Annotated in this window: 13 protein-coding genes and 1 tRNA gene; 4 read left to right on the forward strand and 10 right to left on the reverse strand. The window is 72.7% G+C overall.

Features of this window, described 5'->3' with window-relative positions; translation table 11 throughout:
* Positions 1 to 51: 51 nt before the first annotated feature.
* Positions 52 to 996 carry a TIGR03617 family F420-dependent LLM class oxidoreductase gene (locus ABD223_RS02300; RefSeq protein ID WP_344034124.1) on the forward strand — a complete coding sequence of 315 codons (945 nt, stop codon included), beginning with the start codon at positions 52 to 54 and terminating at the stop codon, positions 994 to 996.
* A gap of 93 nt (positions 997 to 1089) precedes the next feature.
* Positions 1090 to 2043: a TIGR03617 family F420-dependent LLM class oxidoreductase gene (locus ABD223_RS02305; RefSeq protein WP_344034125.1), complete on the forward strand. Its 954-nt coding sequence runs from the start codon at positions 1090 to 1092 to the stop codon at positions 2041 to 2043.
* On the opposite strand, the gene ABD223_RS02310 is transcribed toward ABD223_RS02305, so the two are convergent.
* Complete coding sequence (locus ABD223_RS02310; RefSeq protein ID WP_344034126.1) at positions 2030 to 2191, reverse strand: hypothetical protein; 162 nt, start codon at positions 2189 to 2191, stop codon at positions 2030 to 2032. The two genes, ABD223_RS02305 and ABD223_RS02310, sit on opposite strands and share 14 nt — an antisense overlap.
* 154 nt (positions 2192 to 2345) lie before the next feature.
* Positions 2346 to 2419, reverse strand: a tRNA-Thr gene (locus tag ABD223_RS02315).
* A 125-nt stretch (positions 2420 to 2544) separates the two neighbouring features.
* Here ABD223_RS02315 and ABD223_RS02320 point away from each other — a divergent pair.
* Positions 2545 to 4128 (forward strand): hypothetical protein, encoded by a 1584-nt coding sequence (locus tag ABD223_RS02320; RefSeq protein WP_344034127.1) that lies wholly within the window; start codon positions 2545 to 2547, stop codon positions 4126 to 4128.
* An 8-nt stretch (positions 4129 to 4136) separates the two neighbouring features.
* Here ABD223_RS02320 and ABD223_RS02325 read toward each other — a convergent pair whose 3' ends face one another.
* The 7 genes from ABD223_RS02325 to ABD223_RS02355 all read right to left on the reverse strand — a co-directional run bounded on the left by ABD223_RS02325 (position 4137) and on the right by ABD223_RS02355 (position 15713).
* Positions 4137 to 5336, reverse strand: coding sequence for a DNA polymerase III subunit delta' (locus ABD223_RS02325; protein WP_344034128.1), 1200 nt, complete (start codon positions 5334 to 5336; stop codon positions 4137 to 4139).
* Positions 5337 to 5356: 20 nt separating this feature from the next.
* Positions 5357 to 7384, reverse strand: coding sequence for a bifunctional MFS transporter/dTMP kinase (locus ABD223_RS02330; protein WP_344034129.1), 2028 nt, complete (start codon positions 7382 to 7384; stop codon positions 5357 to 5359).
* A gap of 81 nt (positions 7385 to 7465) precedes the next feature.
* Positions 7466 to 7834, reverse strand: a complete 369-nt coding sequence (locus ABD223_RS02335; protein WP_344034130.1) for a hypothetical protein — start codon at positions 7832 to 7834, stop codon at positions 7466 to 7468.
* 27 nt (positions 7835 to 7861) lie between these two features.
* Positions 7862 to 10600, reverse strand: a complete 2739-nt coding sequence (gene topA, locus ABD223_RS02340; RefSeq protein ID WP_344034131.1) for a type I DNA topoisomerase — start codon at positions 10598 to 10600, stop codon at positions 7862 to 7864.
* Positions 10601 to 11828: 1228 nt separating this feature from the next.
* Positions 11829 to 12455, reverse strand: coding sequence for a hypothetical protein (locus ABD223_RS02345; RefSeq protein ID WP_344034132.1), 627 nt, complete (start codon positions 12453 to 12455; stop codon positions 11829 to 11831).
* A 154-nt stretch (positions 12456 to 12609) separates the two neighbouring features.
* Positions 12610 to 13182 carry a hypothetical protein gene (locus ABD223_RS02350; protein ID WP_344034133.1) on the reverse strand — a complete coding sequence of 191 codons (573 nt, stop codon included), beginning with the start codon at positions 13180 to 13182 and terminating at the stop codon, positions 12610 to 12612.
* A gap of 227 nt (positions 13183 to 13409) precedes the next feature.
* Positions 13410 to 15713 carry a sodium-translocating pyrophosphatase gene (locus ABD223_RS02355; protein WP_344034134.1) on the reverse strand — a complete coding sequence of 768 codons (2304 nt, stop codon included), beginning with the start codon at positions 15711 to 15713 and terminating at the stop codon, positions 13410 to 13412.
* Positions 15714 to 16095: 382 nt separating this feature from the next.
* Between ABD223_RS02355 and ABD223_RS02360 the strand changes: the two genes are divergently transcribed.
* The gene (locus ABD223_RS02360) at positions 16096 to 18474 is read left to right on the forward strand and encodes a DEAD/DEAH box helicase (RefSeq protein WP_380646303.1); all 2379 of its coding nucleotides are present in this window, start codon (positions 16096 to 16098) and stop codon (positions 18472 to 18474) included.
* Here ABD223_RS02360 and ABD223_RS02365 read toward each other — a convergent pair.
* On the reverse strand, positions 18444 to 19034 hold the full coding sequence (locus ABD223_RS02365; protein WP_344034135.1) for a bifunctional DNA primase/polymerase: 591 nt from the start codon (positions 19032 to 19034) through the stop codon (positions 18444 to 18446). The genes ABD223_RS02360 and ABD223_RS02365 overlap by 31 nt on opposite strands.
* Positions 19035 to 19250: the final 216 nt, after the last annotated feature.

Genomic DNA, 19250 nt, shown 5'->3' on the forward strand with positions numbered 1-19250 from the left:
CCGCCGTCGCGGGACGCGGGCCCGGCGGTGCGGGGCGGTAGCTTCACCGGGGTGAAGGTGGACCGGCTGGAGATCGACCCCGACCCGACGACCGTCCCCGACGCCGCCCGCGCCGCCGAGGAGGCCGGCTGCGACGGGTTCTGGGTCGCCGAGACCAGGCACGACCCGTTCCTCGCGCTGGGCCGCGTCGCCGGCGCCGTCGACCTGGAGCTGGGCACGGCCATCGCCGTCGCGTTCGCGCGCAACCCCATGAGCACCGCCGTGCTGGCCAACGACCTCCAGCTGCTCTCCGGCGGCCGGTTCCACCTGGGCCTGGGCTCGCAGGTGGAACCGCACGTCACCAAGCGGTTCGGGATGCCGTGGTCGCGGCCGGCGGCGCGGATGCGCGAGTTCGTGCTCGCGGTCCGCGCCGTCTGGCACAGCTGGGCGACCGGCGACCGGCTGCGGTTCCGCGGCGAGTTCTACACGCACACGCTGATGACGCCCTTCTTCGACCCCGGGCCCAACCCCTTCGGCAACCCCTCCGTGTGGCTGGCCGGCGTCGGCGAGCTGATGACCGAGGTCGCGGGCGAAGTGGCGGACGGCTTCCTGTGCCACAACTTCACCACCGAGCGGTACCTCCGCGAGGTCACCCTGCCCGCCCTGGCCCGAGGCCGGGCCAAGGCGGGTCACGCGGCGGACGTCGAGGTCCTGGGCCCGTCCCTGGTCGCCCACGACGACCTGTCGGTCGCGGAGGTCCGCAGGCAGATCGCGTTCTACGGCTCCACCCCCGCCTACCGCAAGGTCCTGGACCTGCACGGCTGGGGCGACCTGCACGAGGAGCTGCACCGGATGTCCCGGCGCGGGGAGTGGACCGGGATGGCCGACGCGGTCACCGACGAGGTGCTGCACGCGTTCGCCGTCGTCGGCACGCCCGCCGAGGTGCGGGCCGAGTACGCCCGCCGCTACGGCGACGTGGTCACCAGGGTCGCCGCGCCCGTGCTCAGGACCGGGTGAGCGGCGCCCCGCCGTCGCCCGATCCGCTGATGATCGCGACGCGCCCGTCCGGCGACCGCCCGGACACCCCGGCGCGCCAGTAGCTTCCGCGCCGTGAAGACCGACCGCCTGGAAGTCAGCCCGAACCCGACGAGGGTGCTCGACCTCGCGCGCACCGCCGAGGAGGACGGCTGCGACGGGTTCTGGGTGGCCGAGACCTCCCGCGACCCGTTCATCGCGCTGGGCCGCGTCGCGGGCGAGGTGGAGCTGGACCTGGGCACGGCCGTCGCGGTGGCGTTCGCGCGCAACCCGATGACCACCGCGATGGCGGCCAACGACCTCCAGCTGCTCTCCTGCGGCCGGTTCCACCTGGGCCTGGGCACCCAGGTGGAGGCGCACGTCTCCAACCGGTTCGGGATGCCGTGGTCACGACCGGCGGCGCGGATGCGCGAGTTCGTGCTCGCGATGCGCGCGATCTGGCACTGCTGGGCCACGCGCGGGCAGCTCGGGTTCCGCGGCGAGTTCTACACCCACACGCTGATGACACCGGTGTTCAACCCGGGCCCCAACCCCTTCGGCAACCCCTCCGTGTGGCTGGCCGGCGTCGGCGAGCTGATGACCGAGGTCGCGGGCGAGGTCGCGGACGGCTTCCTGTGCCACAGCTTCACCACCGAGCGGTACCTGCGCGAGGTCACCCTCCCGGCCCTGGCCCGAGGCCGGGCCAAGGCGGACGGGTTGCCGCCCCTGGAGGTCCAGGGGCCCTCCCTGATCGCCTACGACGACCGGTCGGTGACCGGGATCAGGCGGCTGATCGCGTTCTACGGCTCCACCCCCGCCTACCGCAAGGTCCTGGACCTGCACGGCTGGGGCGACCTGCACGAGGAGCTGCACCTGCTGTCCCTGGACGGGCGGTGGGACGAGATGGCCGGCCTCGTGCCCGACGAGGTGCTGCACGCGTTCGCCATCGTCGGCACGCCCGCCGAGGTGCGGATCGAGTACGCCCGCCGCTACGGCGGCCTGGTCACCAGGAGCGCCGCGCCGACGCCGGCCGCCGTCAGGACCGGATGAGGTGGCCCCCGCTCGGCTCGTCACCGAGCACCCGGTGCCGGAACAGCTCGGTCCGGCCCCGCGGCCTCACCCACCGCCGCCGCCCGACCCTCGCCGCCACCACCGCTAACGGCAGGGCGAGCACCGTCACCAGGATCATCGTGCCCATTGGCGATCACCTCCAGGCTGGCAACGGCACGGTCGCCCGACCCTGACGCCGATGGCAGAAGTGTCACCCCGATGGAGCAGCCTGGCAACCTCCCGCGCCGAGGACCGGCACGACGAAGGCCCCGGACCGGGGTCCGGGGCCTTCGGATCTCGCGAGCCGCCTATCGGAATCGAACCGATGACCTGCTCATTACGAGTGAGCCGCTCTGGCCGACTGAGCTAAGGCGGCGAGACGTGACAACTATAGCCGAAGCGCCGGCGTCACCTGACCGGGGGGTCGGTCGTTACCCCGAACGTGACGGATGCACGTGTCCGCCACAGCTGACGCCGCCGTCACGGGAGGTACCAGACCACATGCGCCCGTTGGCCCTGCCCGCCGCCGCCCTGCTGGTCGCGCTCACCGCCTCCCCCGCCTTCGCCCAACCCGTGGTCACCACCCCGGTGCCGGCGCCGCAAAACCCCGGTCAGCCGCCCGCGTCCTCGGGACCCGAGCTGGTCACCCACGCGATCGGCGACGCGGGCACCGGGCTGGCGGTGGTGCGGCTCGCGCCGGGCTCGACGCCGACCAACTCGATCCTGCCCGGCTTCGGCGAGCAGCTGCCCGAGCAGTCGGCCGCCGAGATCGGGGTCGGGCTGGCCAGCGCCCAGGCCAACACCGAGGCGTTCCTCAGCTACGAGCGCGCGGTCGCCCAGGCGTCGCCGCTCGGGTTCGCCGTCCAGGGCCGCGCGCCCCAGACGCCCGGCACGCTCGTCCAGACCGCCTCGCCGGACAACGCCGAGCCCCTCGCCGGCGTCCTCGCCCCGCCCGCCACCCCGCTGGACGCCCTGCTCAAGGTCGGCCTGCTCAACGGCAGCGCGCACGCCCGGTGGCACGACGAACTGGGCCCGTGCGTGAGCCCGGTCGCGGACGCCAGGACCTCCGTGGCGAGCCTGAGCGTGCTCAACGCCATCCCGACCCTGCCGAGCTCGCAGGACCTGACCGGGATGCTCACCCAGGACACGCCCAAGCTGGACGAGGGCGCGAAGCGGTCCCTGGTCGACGACCTCAAGCAGCTCGCCGGCCCGCTCAGCAGGCTCGGAGGCCTGCTCTCCGGCACACCCGACAGCGGCGCGAACGGCTCGCTGCTCAGCCTCCCGGACACCCTCGGCGCCAACTCCAAGGTCGAGCTGGTCGACCTGCCGGGCAGCGCGAACAAGGCCGTCAAGTCCACCTCCACGCTCCAGGCGGCGAGCATCCGCCTGCTCCAGGGCACCCCGGCGGAGCTGCGCGTCGACGTGGTCTCCCAGCCCTCGCTCACCGCCCTGTCCACCGGTGACCCGGCCACCTCGACCGTCACCTACAGCGCCCCCGTGCTGAGGGTCAGCCAGGGCGGCCGGGAACTGGGCACGCTCGACGCCGCCAACCCGGGTCTCGACGTGCCGATCGGCGTCCTGCCCGGCCGGGACCTGCCCCTGGTCGGCGACCTCGGCGACGCCCTCGACATCGGCGTCCTGCGGCTCCAGGTCGCCCAGTTCAACCGGAAGGAGCAGGTCATCGACGGCCCGCTCCAGCAGGGCGGCCCCGCCATCAAGGGGTTCATGCTCGGGGCGACCGCGCGCCTGCTCGACCTCCAGCTGCTGCCGACCGATGCCCTCGGGCTGCCGAACCTGCCGTCGGCGTTGGCGCAGGTGTCCCTGGGTGAGCAGATCGTGCGCGCGGCCGCCCCGACCGGCGGGGTGGTGTGCGGCGCGCCCACGCCCACCCAGCCGGAACCGGGCGGTGGCGGCCAGGCCGCGCCGCCGAAGCAGCAGCTCGCCTACACCAACGCGGCGTACAAGACGGTCCCGATCTTCTGGACCGGCACCGCCCTGCTGCTGCTCGGCGTCGTGCTGGTCGCCGCCCTGCCCGCCCGCCGCGCCGTCCCGGCCCGGTCGACCGAGCGGCCCCCGTCGGGCTGAGACCGGCGTCAGCCGCGCTGGAGCGCGACGAGCATGGCCTCGACCGCGATGCGCGGCTTGACGTTGCGCTCCAGCGCGGTCCGGCAGCCCAGCACCGCCTCCAGCCGGCGCAGCGCCGACTCGGGCGTCCACGCCTCCGCGGCCCGCCGCGCGTCGTCGGCCCGGTCCGGGTGGTTCAGCACGGCCCGCGCGCCCGAGGAGGTGACCAGCACGTCCCGGTAGAACGCGGCCAGGTCGATCAGGGCCTGGTCGAGCGAGTCGCGCTGGGTGCGGGTGGCCCGCGACTTCTGCCGCTTCTCCAGGTCCTTGATCGCGCCCTTCGCGCCCCTGGTCGCGGCCGCCGTGCCCTTGCCGGTGCCGCCCGCGCCCATGGCCGTCTCCAGCGCCTCGCGCTCGGCCACGTCACGCCCCTCGTGCGCGCTCACCGCGTCCGCCTCGGCGGCGTTGACGAGCTGGTCGGCGCACGTGAAGACGTCCGCGGGACGGCGCAGCGCGAGCGGGATGCGCAGCACGGACTCGCGCCGCGCCCGCACGGCCTCGTCGGTCGCCAGCCGCCGCGCCCGCCCCACGTGCCCGCCGCACACCGAGGCCGCCCACGAGGCCACCTCGGGCGACAGGCCCTCCTCCGCCAGCGCGGAGGCGATGGCCGCGGGCCGGGGCGTGCCCAGCGACACCACGCGGCACCGCGACCGGATGGTCACCGACACGTCGTGCGGGTGGCCCGACGGCGCGCACAGCAGGAACACGGTCCGCTCCGGCGGCTCCTCCACGGCCTTGAGCAGCGCGTTCGCCGCGCCCTCGGTGAGCCGGTCCGCCTCGGTGACGAGCACCACCTGCCAGCGCCCGGACGTCGGCCGCCGCGCGGACACCTGGACCAGCGACCGCATCTCGGCCACCGAGATCGACAGGCCCTCCGGCGCGACCACGCGCACGTCGGCGTGCGTGCCGGCCAGCGTCGTGTGGCACCCGGCGCACGTGCCGCAGCCCGGCCGGTCGTCCGTCACCGCGCACTGGAGCGCCGCGGCGAACGACCGCGCCGCGTCGACGTGCCCGGACCCCGGCGGCCCGGTGAACAGCCACGCGTGGGTCATCGCGCCCGGCGCGGGGGTGCCGCCCGCCACGATCGACGCGGCCGCCTCGGCCGCCGCCGACAGCACCGCGACCGCCTCGGGCTGGCCGACGACCTCGCCCCACACACCACGGTTCACCAGGCGACCGTACCGATCCGTCAGGACCTCTCGGCCACCGGTCGGGACGTCGTCCCGGCGCGCGCCGACAGCAGCGGCAGCACCGCCTGCGCCACCCGTTCGGCGACCTCGTCCTCGGTGCCGTCCGCGTCGACCACCACGTACCGCTCGGGGTCGGCCGCGGCCATCTCGGCCAGCAGCTCCCGCACCCGCCAGTGGTGCTCGGCGTTCTCCATCGCGCCGCCCGACCGCGCCTGCGACGGCGTGCGGTCCAGCAGCACGGTCACGTCCGGCCGCAGCCGACCGGTGGCCCAGTCGACCAGGCCCTCGACCTCGCGCGGCTCGACGCTGCCCACCGCGCTGAAGTGCGCCAGCGGGCTGTCGACGTACCGCTCCATGACGACCAGCGCGCCGCGGTCCAGCGCGGGCCGCACCTCGCGCTCCACCACGTCCGCCCGCACCGCCGCGGCCACCAGGGCATGCGCCCGCACGCCGGCCAGGTCGGCGGTGGTCAGCAGGTTGCGCAGCCGCTGCTCGTCCAGGTCCGGGTCCGACGCCAGCAGCACGTCGCGCCCGCGGGCGCGCAGCGCCTCGGCCAGCCGCCGGGACTGCGCGGCGGTGTCCAGCCGGGTGTCGCCCTCGACCGCGATCAGCACGCCGCCCTTGCGCCGCCCGCGCCCGCGCAGGGCCGAGAGCAGGTCGGACAGGATCGGCTCGCTGCGCCGGTCGTCCATCTGCCGGTAGGCGACCAGCCCGAGCAGCGCCGCCAGCAACCCGGCGCCGAACAGCACCGGCCGGGTGCCGTCGACCTGCATCGGGTGGCCGAAGACGGTGATCGTGCGCTGCTGCACCAGCGACACCAGCAGCGGCGCGGCGGCCGAGGAGATGGCCAGCACCACCTTCAGCAGCGACTGGAGCAGCGCCACGGTCCGGCCGCGCATCGCGTCCTCGACCTGCGAGCCGACGATGGTCAGGCCGGTCAGGAACGCCACGCCCGCCGACGCGCCGACGAATGCCACCGCGACCAGCGCCACCCACAGGTGCGGCGCGAGCGCCACCACCACCAGGCTCAGGCCCGCGACCAGGATCGTCAGCCCGAACAGCCGGTCGTGCGACAGCTGCCGTGCCATCCGGGGCGCCGAGCCCATGCCGAGCGCCAGGCCGACGAACACCGCCACGAACAGCAGGCCGAACGTCGACGCGCCGCCCAGCAGCGACTGGGTGTAGAGCGGCGCGGTGCCGATGACCGCGCCCGCCGCGGCGAACGCGCCGACCATGCCGATGACGAGCCCGCGCACCAGCGGCGTGCGGCCCGCGTACCTCAGGCCGTCCCGCATCATGGCGAAGAACCCGTCCGCCTCGCCGTCCTCGCGCTTGCGCCGGTTCACCGAGGCGATCCGCCCGGACAGCTCGGGGATGCGGGTGGCGACCATGATCGCCGCGGACACGTACAGCGCGCCGTTGACCATCACGGCGATGGTCGCGATGCGGAAGTCCAGGTTGGAGCTCTGGAGGTTCAGGTAGCCGGGGATGCCCGAGATCAGCGCGTACAGGCCGGACGCGGAGATGACCGAGATGCCGTAGGTCATGACCAGGCCGAGCTGGTTGGCCGTCTCCACCTGGTCGGGCCGGCGCATCAGGTTCGGCACCGCGGAGTCCTTGGACGGGATCCACAGCATCGCGCAGCAGCCGACCAGGAAGTTCGCGATGAACAGCCACCAGGTGGTCCCGACCAGGGCGATCGAGATGAACAGGCCGCCGCGGAGCAGGTCGCAGACGACCATGACCTTGCGGCGGTCGAACCGGTCCGCCAGCACGCCGCCGACCGGGGCGAACAGGATGCCCGGCAGCAGCTGCGTCAGCACCACCAGGCTCAGCGAGAAGCTCTGCCACTGGTAGCTGTCCGTGAGCTGCGTGACCAGGCCCGTCAAGGCCAGGAACGACAGCCAGTCACCGACACTGCACAGATAGGTGACGGCCCACAGCCTGCGGAACGGCCGGATCGCCAACACGCTGCGAATCCGGTGGCTGGTCGAAGCCGCTGTGCCGCCGTCCTGGATCGTGCTCACCCCCGTTGTGCCAGGCCACCAGCGTAGCCGGGGCGATTCACCCGGATGGCCACAACCACCTCACGGGTGACCGAAGCGAGATCACCTCAGCAGGTCGGCCACGGCCCCGATGATCTCACGGAGCACGTTGACCAGCAGTCCGCTCACCACGAGCAGCACGACCAGGCACCCGACGAGCGCGCCGCGGCCCTTCTTCGGCTCCGCCGGCAACGCCGCGTGCAGCGTCGGCGCGGGAGGGTCGGGCCGCGGGACCTGCCGCCGCCGTGCCGGCCCCCGCTGCACCGGCGCGGGGACGGCCACCACCGGCGGCGCCACGGGCCGGGCCGGCTCCACCGGGGTCACGACCTCCCGGTGGGGCGGCCCCTCGCCCGTGACCAGCCCGGCCAGCGGGTCGGGGAAGGACGGGGGAGGTGGCAGGGCCTGCGTGCCGTCCGGACCGAACTCGTCCACGCCACCTCCCAGCGCCGACCCCCGAGACTAGCCCTTGGACTTGGCCGGGGCCTTCTTCCGAGCGGGTGCCTTCTTGGCCGCCGGCGCCTTCTTCTTGGTCACGGGGCCCTTCGCCCGCTTCTCCGCCAGCAGCTCGGCCGCCCGTTCGTCGGACAGGCCCTCCACGCTGTCGGACTTGCGCAGCGACGCGTTGGTCTCGCCGTCGGTCACGTAAGGGCCGAACCGGCCCTCCTTGACCACCATGGGCTTGCCCGAGACGGGGTCCGCGCCCAGCTCCTTCAGCGGCGGCGCGGCCGCCGCCCGACCCCGCTTCTTCGGCTCCGAGTAGATCTTCAGCGCCTCGTCCAGGGTGACCGTGAACAGCTGGTCCTCGCCGGTCAGCGACCGCGAGTCGGTCCCCTTCTTCAGGTACGGCCCGTACCGCCCGTTCTGCGCGGTGATCTCGGCGCCCGTCTCCGGGTCCTTGCCGACCACGCGCGGCAGCGACAGCAGCTTCAGCGCGTCGTCCAGCGTCACCGAGTCCAGCGACATCGACTTGAACAGCGACCCGGTGCGCGGCTTCGCGGCCTTCTTGCCCTCCGGGGGATCCGGCAGCACCTCGGTCACGTACGGCCCGAACCGGCCCTCCTTGGCCACGATCTCGTGACCGCTGACCGGGTCGACCCCCAGCGAACGCCCCTCCTGCGGGGTGGCGAACAGCTTCTCCGCGATCTCGGGCGACAGCTCGTCCGGCGGCAGGTCGTCGGGCAGGTTGGCCCGCTGCGACGCGCCGTCGACCTCCCGCTCCAGGTACGGCCCGTACCGGCCGACCCGGACGTAGACCGTGCGGCCCTCCTCGTCGGCGAACAGCGGGATCGAGTTGACCTCCCGGGCGTCGATCTCCTCGACGCTCGACCCGACCAGCTTCTTCAGGCCGCCGGACCGCCCCACCGACGACTCCGGCCCGACGTTCCCGCCGAAGTAGAACCCGGACAGCCAGGTCGTCCGCTCCTGCCGGCCCGCGGCGATCCCGTCGAGCTCGTCCTCCAGCGCGGCGGTGAAGTCGTAGTCGACCAGCCGGCCGAAGTGCTGCTCCAGCAGCCCGACCACCGCGAACGCCACCCACGACGGGACCAGGGCGGAGCCCTTCTTCCACACGTAGCCGCGGTCCTGGATGGTGCTGATGATCGAGGCGTACGTGGAGGGGCGCCCGATGCCGAGGTCCTCCATGGTCTTGATCAGCGAGGGCTCGGTGAACCGCGGCGGCGGCGACGTCGAGTGCCCGTCCGCCGACAGCTCGGCGGCCGTCACCACCTGGTCCTTCACCAGCTGCGGCAGCCGCGACTCGACGTCGTCCGACTCGCCGCCCGCCTCCGCGTCGACGGTCTCGACGTACGCCTTCAGGAACCCGGCGAACGTGATCGTCCGGCCCGAGGAGGCGAACGTGACCTCCTCGCCGCCCGCCGCCCGCCCGGTGATCCGCACCGACGTGGTGTTGCCCCGCGCGTCGGCCATCTGCGAGGCGATCGTGCGCTGCCAGATCAGCTCGTAGAGCTTGAACTCGTCGGAGTCCAGCTCGCCGGCGACCTGGCCCGGCGTCCGGAACACCTCGCCCGCCGGCCGGATGGCCTCGTGGGCCTCCTGCGCGTTCTTGACCTTGCGGTTGTACTGCCGCGGCGCGCTCGCCACGTACTGCGCCCCGTACAGCTCGGTGGCCTGCGCCCGCGCCGCCGTGATCGCCGTCTCCGACAGCGTCGTGCTGTCGGTGCGCATGTAGGTGATGTAGCCGTTCTCGTACAGCTTCTGGGCGGTCCGCATGGTCCGGTCGGCGGAGAACCGCAGCTTGCGACCCGCCTCCTGCTGGAGCGTGGAGGTCATGAACGGCGCGTACGGCTTCCGCGAGTACGGCTTCTCCTCCACGGAGGAGACCGCCAGCGACGCGTTGACCAGGCCTTCCGCGATGGCCCGCGCCCGCGCCTCGTCCAGCACCCGGACCTCGGCGCCGTCCTTCAGCCGCCCGTCCGAGCCGAAGTCGCGCCCGACCGCCAGCCGGACCCCGTCGACCGCGACCAGGCGCGACGCGAAGTTCCGCGGCGCCGCCCCGGCCCCGGCGTCCATCACCGCCGACACGTCCCAGTACCCGGCGGACACGAACCGCATCCGCTCGCGCTCCCGCTCGACCACGATCCGGGTCGCCACGGACTGCACGCGGCCCGCCGAGAGCTTCGGCATGACCTTCTTCCACAGCACGGGGCTGACCTCGTAGCCGTAGAGGCGGTCCAGGATGCGGCGCGTCTCCTGGGCGTCGACCAGGCTCTGGTCCAGGTCGCGCGGGTTGGCGGCGGCCGCGCGGATCGCGGGCTCGGTGATCTCGTGGAACACCATCCGGCGCACGGGCACCTTGGGCTTCAGCGTGTCCAGCAGGTGCCAGGCGATGGCCTCGCCCTCGCGGTCGCCGTCCGTCGCGAGGTACAGCTCGTCGGCGTCCTTGAGCAGTTCCTTCAGCTCGGCGACGGTCGCCCTCTTGTCCGGCGTGACCACGTAGAGCGGCTCGAACGCGTTGTCGACGTCGACGCCCAACCGGGCCCAGGGCATGCCCTTGTACTTCGCGGGCACGTCGGCGGCGCCCCTGGGCAGGTCCCGGATGTGCCCCCTGGACGACTCCACGACGAAGTCCCGTCCGAGGTAAGACGCGATCTTGCGCGCCTTGGTGGGCGACTCGACGATCACCAACCGCCGGTTGCCCGTGCCCCCGTTTGTCCTCTTCGCCCGTGTCGATCCAGCCACGCCGTCCCGCTCTCTTCGAACACTGTGTCCCAACCCGCCAGTGTGCACTGTCCTTTGTCGCCGTTGGGCAGCCCTGGTCGGGACAGGGTGACACAACTGTGCCCCATCTTCCGCCGGGAGGACGCGCTACGCGGCCGGCCAGGTGCGCTCCGCAACACCCCGAGGAGCCCGTCCGACCAGCTCAGCGAGCCGTTCGAGCCTCCTGCGACCAACCACACGAAGTGCGGGTCCGCCCGAGATGGTCGAGGGCAACCCCGCCCAACCCAATGCCTCGCGCAAAGGCTCGTGCGTCTCCGGCGCACCGGCGTCGAGCCCCAGGAAATACCCGGACTCGATCCACCGACCGGCCCCCAGCGCCCACAAGCGGAGCACACCACCGTCAAGGGCGAAACCGGGTGGAACGACCTTCCGCCCACCATCAAGCCACTGCGAGGCCAATCCGGTCAAATCAGTTCGAAAAGCGGTCGAGACCCGCAAACCCCCATCCCCGACCTCAACCCGAGCCTCAACCCCCCGCTCGGCCAACGCCCCCGCAACAGCCCGCCCCCGAGCCTCCGTGTCCACCCCCACCACAACCCGAGCCGCCCGCCCCCGGGCGAACCCCAGCGCCTGACCGGGTCCGCACAGCAGACCCGCCAGGTCACCGACACAAGGCTGCCGGGCCTCGGCCGAGAAGAAGGACAGTTGCCCCACGGCCAAGCAGCGTAGAACACACGTTCGACCCCCACCAGTCTCCGAAGGGCTGAAACACACCAGCCCCACCAACCACAGGGGTCCCGAACCCAGAACTCACCGGTCCCGAACGTACGACACGCGCGACCTGAACGTACGACACGCCCAACCGGAACGTACGACACGCGATGCCGGACCGGACGACTCGCGATGCCGGACCGGAGGACACGCGATGCCCGACTGGACGACACGCGGGTAGAACGGGACCGGCAGCGGCCGGCGGCCCCGATTTGACATGGGTTCGAGTGCCATAGGCTGGTCGGAGCCGGCAGGCTCGGCGGGACGCTCTTCCCCGCCGTGCCTGCCGGCTGCGGCCTGCCTCCGGTACTCGTAAGGGCCCCATGTCAAATCGAGGCCTTCGCCACCACCGGGGCTTTCACCAGCGGCTTCCCACCACCGGGCTTGAACCACCGCCCAGGACTCAGCCGCCCGGCACCCAGCCGGCCAGCACCCAGCCGGCCGGCACCCAGCCGCCCAAGACCCAGCCGGCCGGCACTCAGCCGCCCAGCGACTGGAGCATCTCCGTCATCTCCACGCACTGCGGGGCCTGCTTGAACGCCTCACCCAGCTCCGGGTCGTCCTGGAGCTTCTTCACCTGCTCCTGCAACTTGGACGGGTCGGCCTGGTCCCCGCCCAACTGCTCCAGCTTGGTGGCGAACTCGGGGTCATTCGGGTCGAGCGCCGCCAACTCGTCGTTGACCTGCGTCAACGTCTCCCCGGAGTCGTTGAAGAACTTGACCAGCTCGTCGTGCAACTGCTGGGTGTCCGCCGACGGCGCACCCATCTCCTCCAGCTTCTCCCCGGCGTCGGTGAGCGACTTGCCGGCCGGTCCGCTGTAGTCGAGCAGCGCCTGCTTCTGCACCGCCGGGTCCTCGGCGCCGCCTTCGAACATGGTCTTGAGCAGGTTCATCACGCCCTCGACCGTGGGCCCGATGCCCTCGCAGAACGTGCCGGCCCACTCCACCGGGTCGGCACTGGCCGACGCCGTGGTGCTGGTCGTCGTCGCCGTCGACGAGCCCGAGCCCGAGGCCGAAGACCCGCTGCCACCGCCGCACGCGGCGGTCACCAGGGCCGCCGACAGCACACCGGCGACCGCAGCGCGGCGCTTCAGAGCACTCTTCACAATTACCCCCCATTAGGGTGAAGTCAGAGGGCGCAACCTACTACGACCCCTACACCGCGCTTACAGGACGCCTGCTACGGCCATCACCGCACAGGTACCCACGAACAGCCACTCCTGTAACCCACAACCGCACCGCGCCACATCCAGGTGAGCCTCACGTGGTCGGCGCGGCGCTCTCCGGCGGCGTCAACGTGCGCAACGACTGACAGGCGTCGGCCTTCTCGGCCGCCGCGGCCAGCTCCGGCGACGCCTCCAACTGCTTCAGCGGCTCCACGAACGAGTCCAACCGCGTGATGGCCTCACCAGCGGCCTGCAACCCGCCCACCGGGTCGTTCGCGTCAGCCGCCTCCAGCGCCGCCTTGGCGTCGCCGAAGTTCTTCGCGATGTCGGTGAACGTGACCGCCATCCGCTCGACCTGCTCGTCCCCGCCCGTCACGGGCGAGGGCCCGACCTCCCTCAGCTGACCAGCCGTCCGGGTGAACGCGTCGGCCATCTGCCCCATGTACACGGCCATGTCGGCCTTCAGCGCGGCCGGGTCGCCCCCGTCGAGCCGGGGCGGCGTCTTCGGGGTCGTCACGAACGCGGAAGCCGCCGTGCACACCTTGTCCATGTACGCCACCGCCGCCTCGTCCCCCGGCGGGGCGGACGACGACGGCGCGGTGGAGTCACCCCCTGACCCGCACCCGGCAACCACCAGCACCGCGGCCACCAGCGGAACAAACCTCATCAGGGCACTCCCACCTCTCGCCCGGGGATCCCACCCCGACCCGGGGCCTCGACCTCTGGACCACCCCAGTCTGCCCCACCAACGCGAAAGGGGCGGGGCGCCCACACCGGGCGCCCCGCCCCACCGGCCAACCGGCTCAACCACCCAACCGGCCCAACCGCACGCTCAGCTCGACCAACCAACCACTCAGCTCGGCCGAACCACCCAGCTCAACCCGACCACCCAGCTCACGCCGAGGTGGTGGCCTCCGCCGGAGCGTCCGCGATAGCCGTCCCACGCCGCTTCGACACCACGACCGCCGCCACGATGATCGCCGCGGCCACCGCCGCGATCGCGTACCGCACCCCGGCCGAGGCGTCCGCCCCCACCGAGTAGGTCACGATCGCCGGCGCGATCAGCACCGACACCAGGTTCATCACCTTGAGCAGCGGGTTGATCGCCGGCCCGGCGGTGTCCTTGAACGGGTCGCCCACCGTGTCGCCGATGACGGTCGCCGCGTGCGCGTCCGACCCCTTGCCACCGTGGTTGCCGTCCTCGACCAGCTTCTTCGCGTTGTCCCAGGCGCCACCGGAGTTGGCCAGGAACACCGCCATCAGCGTGCCCGTGGCGATCGCGCCCGCCAGGTACCCGGCCAGCGGCCCGACGCCCAACCCGAACCCGACCGCGATCGGCGCCATGACCGCCAGCAACCCGGGGGTGGCCAGCTCGCGCAGCGAGTCGCGCGTGCAGATGTCCACGACCCGGCCGTACTCCGGCTTCACGGTCCCGTCCATGATCCCGGGGTTCTCCCGGAACTGCCGCCGCACCTCGAACACGATCGCACCGGCCGCCCGCGTCACCGCGTTCACGGCGAGGCCGGAGAACATGAACACGACCGCCGCGCCGATCACCACGCCGACCAGCACGTTCGGGTCGGACACCAGGTTGGAGAACGAGACGGGCACCTCGTCCAGCCCGACCGACACCTGGGCCAGCGCCTGCGAGATCGCGTCCTTGTAGGAGCCGAACAGCGCGGTCGCGGCCAGCACGGCCGTGGCGATCGCGATGCCCTTGGTGATGGCCTTGGTGGTGTTGCCCACCGCGTCCAGCTCGGTCAGGATCTGCGCGCCCTCGCCGTGCACGTCGCCGGACATCTCCGCGATGCCCTGCGCGTTGTCGGACACGGGGCCGAAGGTGTCCATGGCCACGATGACGCCCACCGTGGTCAGCAGGCCGCAGCCGGCCAGCGCCACCGCGAACAGCGCCACCACCACGGACCCGGACAGCAGGAACGCGCCGTAGACCGCGCCGCCGATGACCAGCGCCGTGTAGACGGCGGACTCGAAGCCGACCGAGATGCCCGACAGGATGACCGTCGCCGCGCCGGTCAGCGAGGTGCGCCCGACCTCCTTGACCGGCTTGTGCTCGGTGCCGGTGTAGTAGCCGGTCAGCCACAGGATGACGCCGGCCAGCACGATGCCGATGATCACGGCCATCGCCGCGATGAACCGCGGGTTGCCGCCGGTCGAGGCCACCGCCTCGGACACGCCCTCCAGCGCCCCGAACGACGAGGGCAGGTAGACGAACGCCGCCACCGTGCACAGCACCGCGGAGATGAGCGCCGAGATGTAGAACGAGCGGTTGATCGCCGCCAGGCCGCTCTCGCCGACGCGCGCCCTCGTGATGTAGACGCCGATGACCGCGGTGAACACGCCGATCGCGGGCACGATCAGCGGGAACAGCAAACCCTGCACGCCGAACGCGGCCGTGCCCAGGATCAGCGACGCCACCAGCGTCACCGCGTAGGACTCGAACAGGTCGGCGGCCATGCCCGCGCAGTCGCCGACGTTGTCGCCCACGTTGTCCGCGATGGTCGCGGCGTTGCGCGGGTCGTCCTCGGGGATGTTCTGCTCCACCTTGCCGACCAGGTCGGCGCCGACGTCGGCGGCCTTGGTGAAGATGCCGCCGCCGACCCGCATGAACATCGCGAGCAGCGCCGCGCCGAAGCCGAAGCCCTCCAGCACCTTGGGGGCCTGACCGGCGTAGACCAGCACGACCACCGCCGCGCCGAACAGGCCGAGGCCGACGGTGAACATGCCGACCACGCCGCCGGTGCGGAACGCGATCCGCGTGGCCTTCTCACGGCCGCCCGCCTCGTTGGCCGCGGCGGCGACGCGCACGTTCGCACGGGTCGACAGCCACATGCCGAGGTAGCCGATGATCGCCGAGAACACGGCGCCGACGATGAAGAACAGCGACCTGCCGATGCGTTCCCCGATGTCTTCGGCGGGGAGCGCGAACAGCAGCACGAACACGACGACCACGAAGATGGCGAGCGTGCGGAACTGCCGGTTGAGGTAGGCCGCCGCGCCCTCTTGGACCGCCTTGGCGATGTCCTGCATCTTCGGGGTGCCCTGGCCCGCGGCCAGCACCTCCCGGAGCAGCACGTACCCGACGGCCAGGGCGGCCAGCGCGACCACGGCGACCACGGCCACGAGGCCGCGATCACCCCCGGAGAGCTCCAAGCCCTCCGCGAGGAATTGCCGGGACATCCGTCCTCCTGGTGAGTTTTTCTGGCCCAATGAGGGCCATCACGTTGATGTGAGGCCGGTCACTTCCGTGCCTGTCACCCTCGTCACAACGTGATGCATCCCTCATTGGATGCGATAGCGGCGGAGTCTATTCATAGCGCGCAACAGGGCAACGGCGCGCGTCGATCCGTACACACACCGTTATCCACACAGGACGCGGAGCACCCCGCCAAGTACCCGGACACCCTGTGAAAACACCACCCGAATCCGGCTCCTCCCCACACGCACACCTCCCTGCCCCGCCTCCGACCACCCCCGCTTCCCGCTTCCCGCCCCCCACCTCCCCGCCCCTCCCCCAGCACGTGAAGCCCACCCGGAGCACCGGTGTGCGAAGCTGCCGGACGTGGCGGAGCAGGGACGTCGTTTGCTGGACCGGGTCCTCGCCGGCGTGCCGACCGGGGAATCGCCGCTGACGCACACCGAAGACCTGCCACCCCGCCCCGCGCAGCACGCGCCCTGGCCGTCCTGGGTGCCGGAGGCCGTCACGTCCGCCCTGGTGGAGCGTGGCGTGACCCGACCGTGGCGGCACCAGGTCGAGGCCGCCGAACGCGCGTGGGCCGGCGAGCACGTGGTGGTCGCGACCGGCACCGCCTCGGGGAAGTCGCTGGCCTACCAGCTGCCGGTGCTGAGCGCGCTGACGACCGACCCGAGGGCGACGGCCCTCTACCTGTCGCCCACCAAGGCGCTCGGCGCTGACCAGCTGCGGTCGGTGGAGGAGCTGCGGCTCCCCGGCGTGCGCGCGGCGTCGTTCGACGGCGACACGCCGATCGCCGAGCGCGATTGGGTGAGGGCGCACGCGAACTGGGTGTTCAGCAACCCCGACATGCTGCACCGGGGCGTGCTCCCGAACCACGCCCGGTGGATCCGGTTCCTGCGCCGGCTGACCTGCGTGGTGGTCGACGAGTGCCACACCTACCGCGGGGTCTTCGGCTCGCACGTGGCGCTGCTGCTGCGCCGGCTCCGCCGGGTGGCCGCGCGGTACGGCGCGAACCCGACCTTCGTGCTCGCCTCGGCCACGGTCGCGGACCCGGCCGCGTCGGCGCGGGCGCTGCTCGGCGTGGAGGTCGTCGCCGTCACCGAGGACGGTTCGCCGCGCGCCGGTCGCACGGTCGCCCTGTGGGAACCCCCGCTGCTCGAAGACCTCGAAGGCGAGAACGGCGCCCCGGTGCGCCGGTCGGCGGGCGCGGAGACGGCGCGCATCCTGGCCGACCTGACCGTGGAGGGCGCGCGCTCGCTGGCGTTCGTGCGCTCCCGCGTCGGCGCCGAGCTGACCGCGATCGGCGCCCGCCGCCTGCTGTCGGAGGTCGACCCGGAGCTGGCGGGCCGGGTCGCCGCCTACCGCGGCGGGTACCTGCCGGAGGAGCGGCGGGCGCTGGAGCGGGCCGTGTCGTCGGGCGAGCTGCTGGGGCTGGCCACCACGAACGCCCTGGAGCTGGGCGTGGACATCGTCGGCCTGGACGCCGTCGTGGTGGCGGGCTTCCCGGGCACGCTGGCCTCGTTCTGGCAGCAGGCGGGCCGCGCCGGCCGGACCGGCGACTCGGACGCCCTGGTCGTGTTCGTGGCCCGGGACGACCCGCTGGACACCTACCTGGTCCACAACCCGTCGGCCGTGCTGCACAAGCCGGTCGAGGCCACGGTCCTGGACCCGACGAACCCGTACGTCCTCGCGCCGCACCTCGCGTGCGCCGCGGCGGAGCTGCCCCTCACGCCGGACTCGCTGGCGGACTTCGGCGGCGACGCGGCGCTCGCGGTCGTCGAGGGCCTGACCGCCGACCGCGTCCTGCGCGAACGGCCCAACGGCTGGTACTGGACGTCGCACGACCGGCCGCACGCGAACGTCGACATCCGTGGTTCCGGCGGCGAGCAGGTCGTGGTGGTGGAGGCGGACTCGGGCCGGATGCTCGGCACGGTGGACCCCGGCTCGGCGCACTGGACGGTGCACCCCGGCGCCGTCTACCTGCACCAGGGCGAGTCGTACGTGGTGGACCAGCTGGACCTGGGGACCGGCATCGCGCTCGTGCGCGCGGAGCGGCCGGAGTGGTCGACCACGGCGCGGGACACCAAGGACATCTCGGTGGTGCGGGTGCTGGAGGAGCGCGAGTTCCCGGGCGTGAAGGTGTGCCTGGGCGAGGTCGAGGTGACCTCGCAGGTGGTCGGCTACCTGCGGAAGCTGCCGTCCGGCCAGGTGGTCGACTCGGTGCCGCTGGACCTGCCGCCGTTGACGCTGGTGACGCGGGCGGTCTGGTACGCGGTGTCGGCGGGGTTGCTGGGCAGTGCGCCGGGGGGCGCCGGTCTGGCTCCGGCGCGCGTCCCCGGCGCACTGCACGCCGCCGAACACGCGGCGATCGGCCTGCTACCGCTCTTCGCGACCTGCGACCGCTGGGACATCGGTGGTGTCTCGACCGCCTTGCACCAGGACACCGGGGAGGCGACGGTGTTCGTGCACGACGGTCATCCGGGCGGTGCCGGGTTCGCCGACCGCGGTTTCGACGCGGTCGTCCCGTGGTTGATCGCTACTAGGGAGGCCATCGCTGCTTGCGCGTGTCCGGCCGGGTGCCCGTCCTGCGTTCAGTCGCCGAAGTGCGGGAATGGCAACGATCCGCTGGACAAGGCTGGCGGGGTGGCCGTGCTGGACGTCGTGATCGGGGCGGTCGGGGTGAACCCCGGCGACGCCCGGCACGGCCACGGTGATCACGACCGGTCGGCGGCGACCAGGTCGTAGCTCGGTGCGCTGAGCAGTGCCTCGTGCACGACGCTCGCGTGCGGCAGCTGCCAGGCGCAGATGTGGGGCTTGACCCGCCAGTGGACGACGCCGTGGTGGGCCGGGCTCGGCGGCAGCGGGACGTACTCGCCCTGGGCGCGGTGCGTGACGCCGGGGTCGGCGATCAGCACGCCGCCGGAGGCGACGAGGAACATCCAGCGCCCGGCGGGCGTGGCCACGATCGGGACGGGGATCCCGGTGGCGCGCAGCGCGACCGCGGCCCGCCGGCCGAGTTCGGCGTCGACCTCGACGGCGTCCACGCCGTGCCCGGTGGCCAGCAGGATGCTGTAGGACTGGCCGCTCCACCAGGTGGCGACCTGGTCCGCGCGGGTGCCGATGCGGTCCTGCCAGTCGTGGTGGACGGGCACCGGCCCGCGGTCCTCGACACCGTCGGGCCCGGCCCACCGCTCACCCGCCGGATAGGTGCCCGGCAGCACGGACCACCCGTGCCACGCGAGGGTGACCGCCTCCGCGCGCAGCTCGATGCGGAAGGCCCCGCGCCAGCTATCCGACCACTCCATCGTCCGTTCGCCTCCTGTGAACCCGCGACACCGCGTCTGGTGTTCCTCGACACCGCGTCGGTGTCGCCACTTGAACTAACGACATGACCGGCGGTTCTGGTAACCGCCAGTCGACAACTGGTCGATTCGGCACGTCGAGCGAAACAGCGGCGGACGAGCGGCAGAACAGCGCGGGAACTGCTGATCCACCGCGAGGCCGCGAATCTGCGGCCTGGT

It is taken from the genome of Saccharothrix xinjiangensis, from assembly GCF_039527585.1.
GTDB classification, from domain to species: domain Bacteria; phylum Actinomycetota; class Actinomycetes; order Mycobacteriales; family Pseudonocardiaceae; genus Actinosynnema; species Actinosynnema xinjiangensis.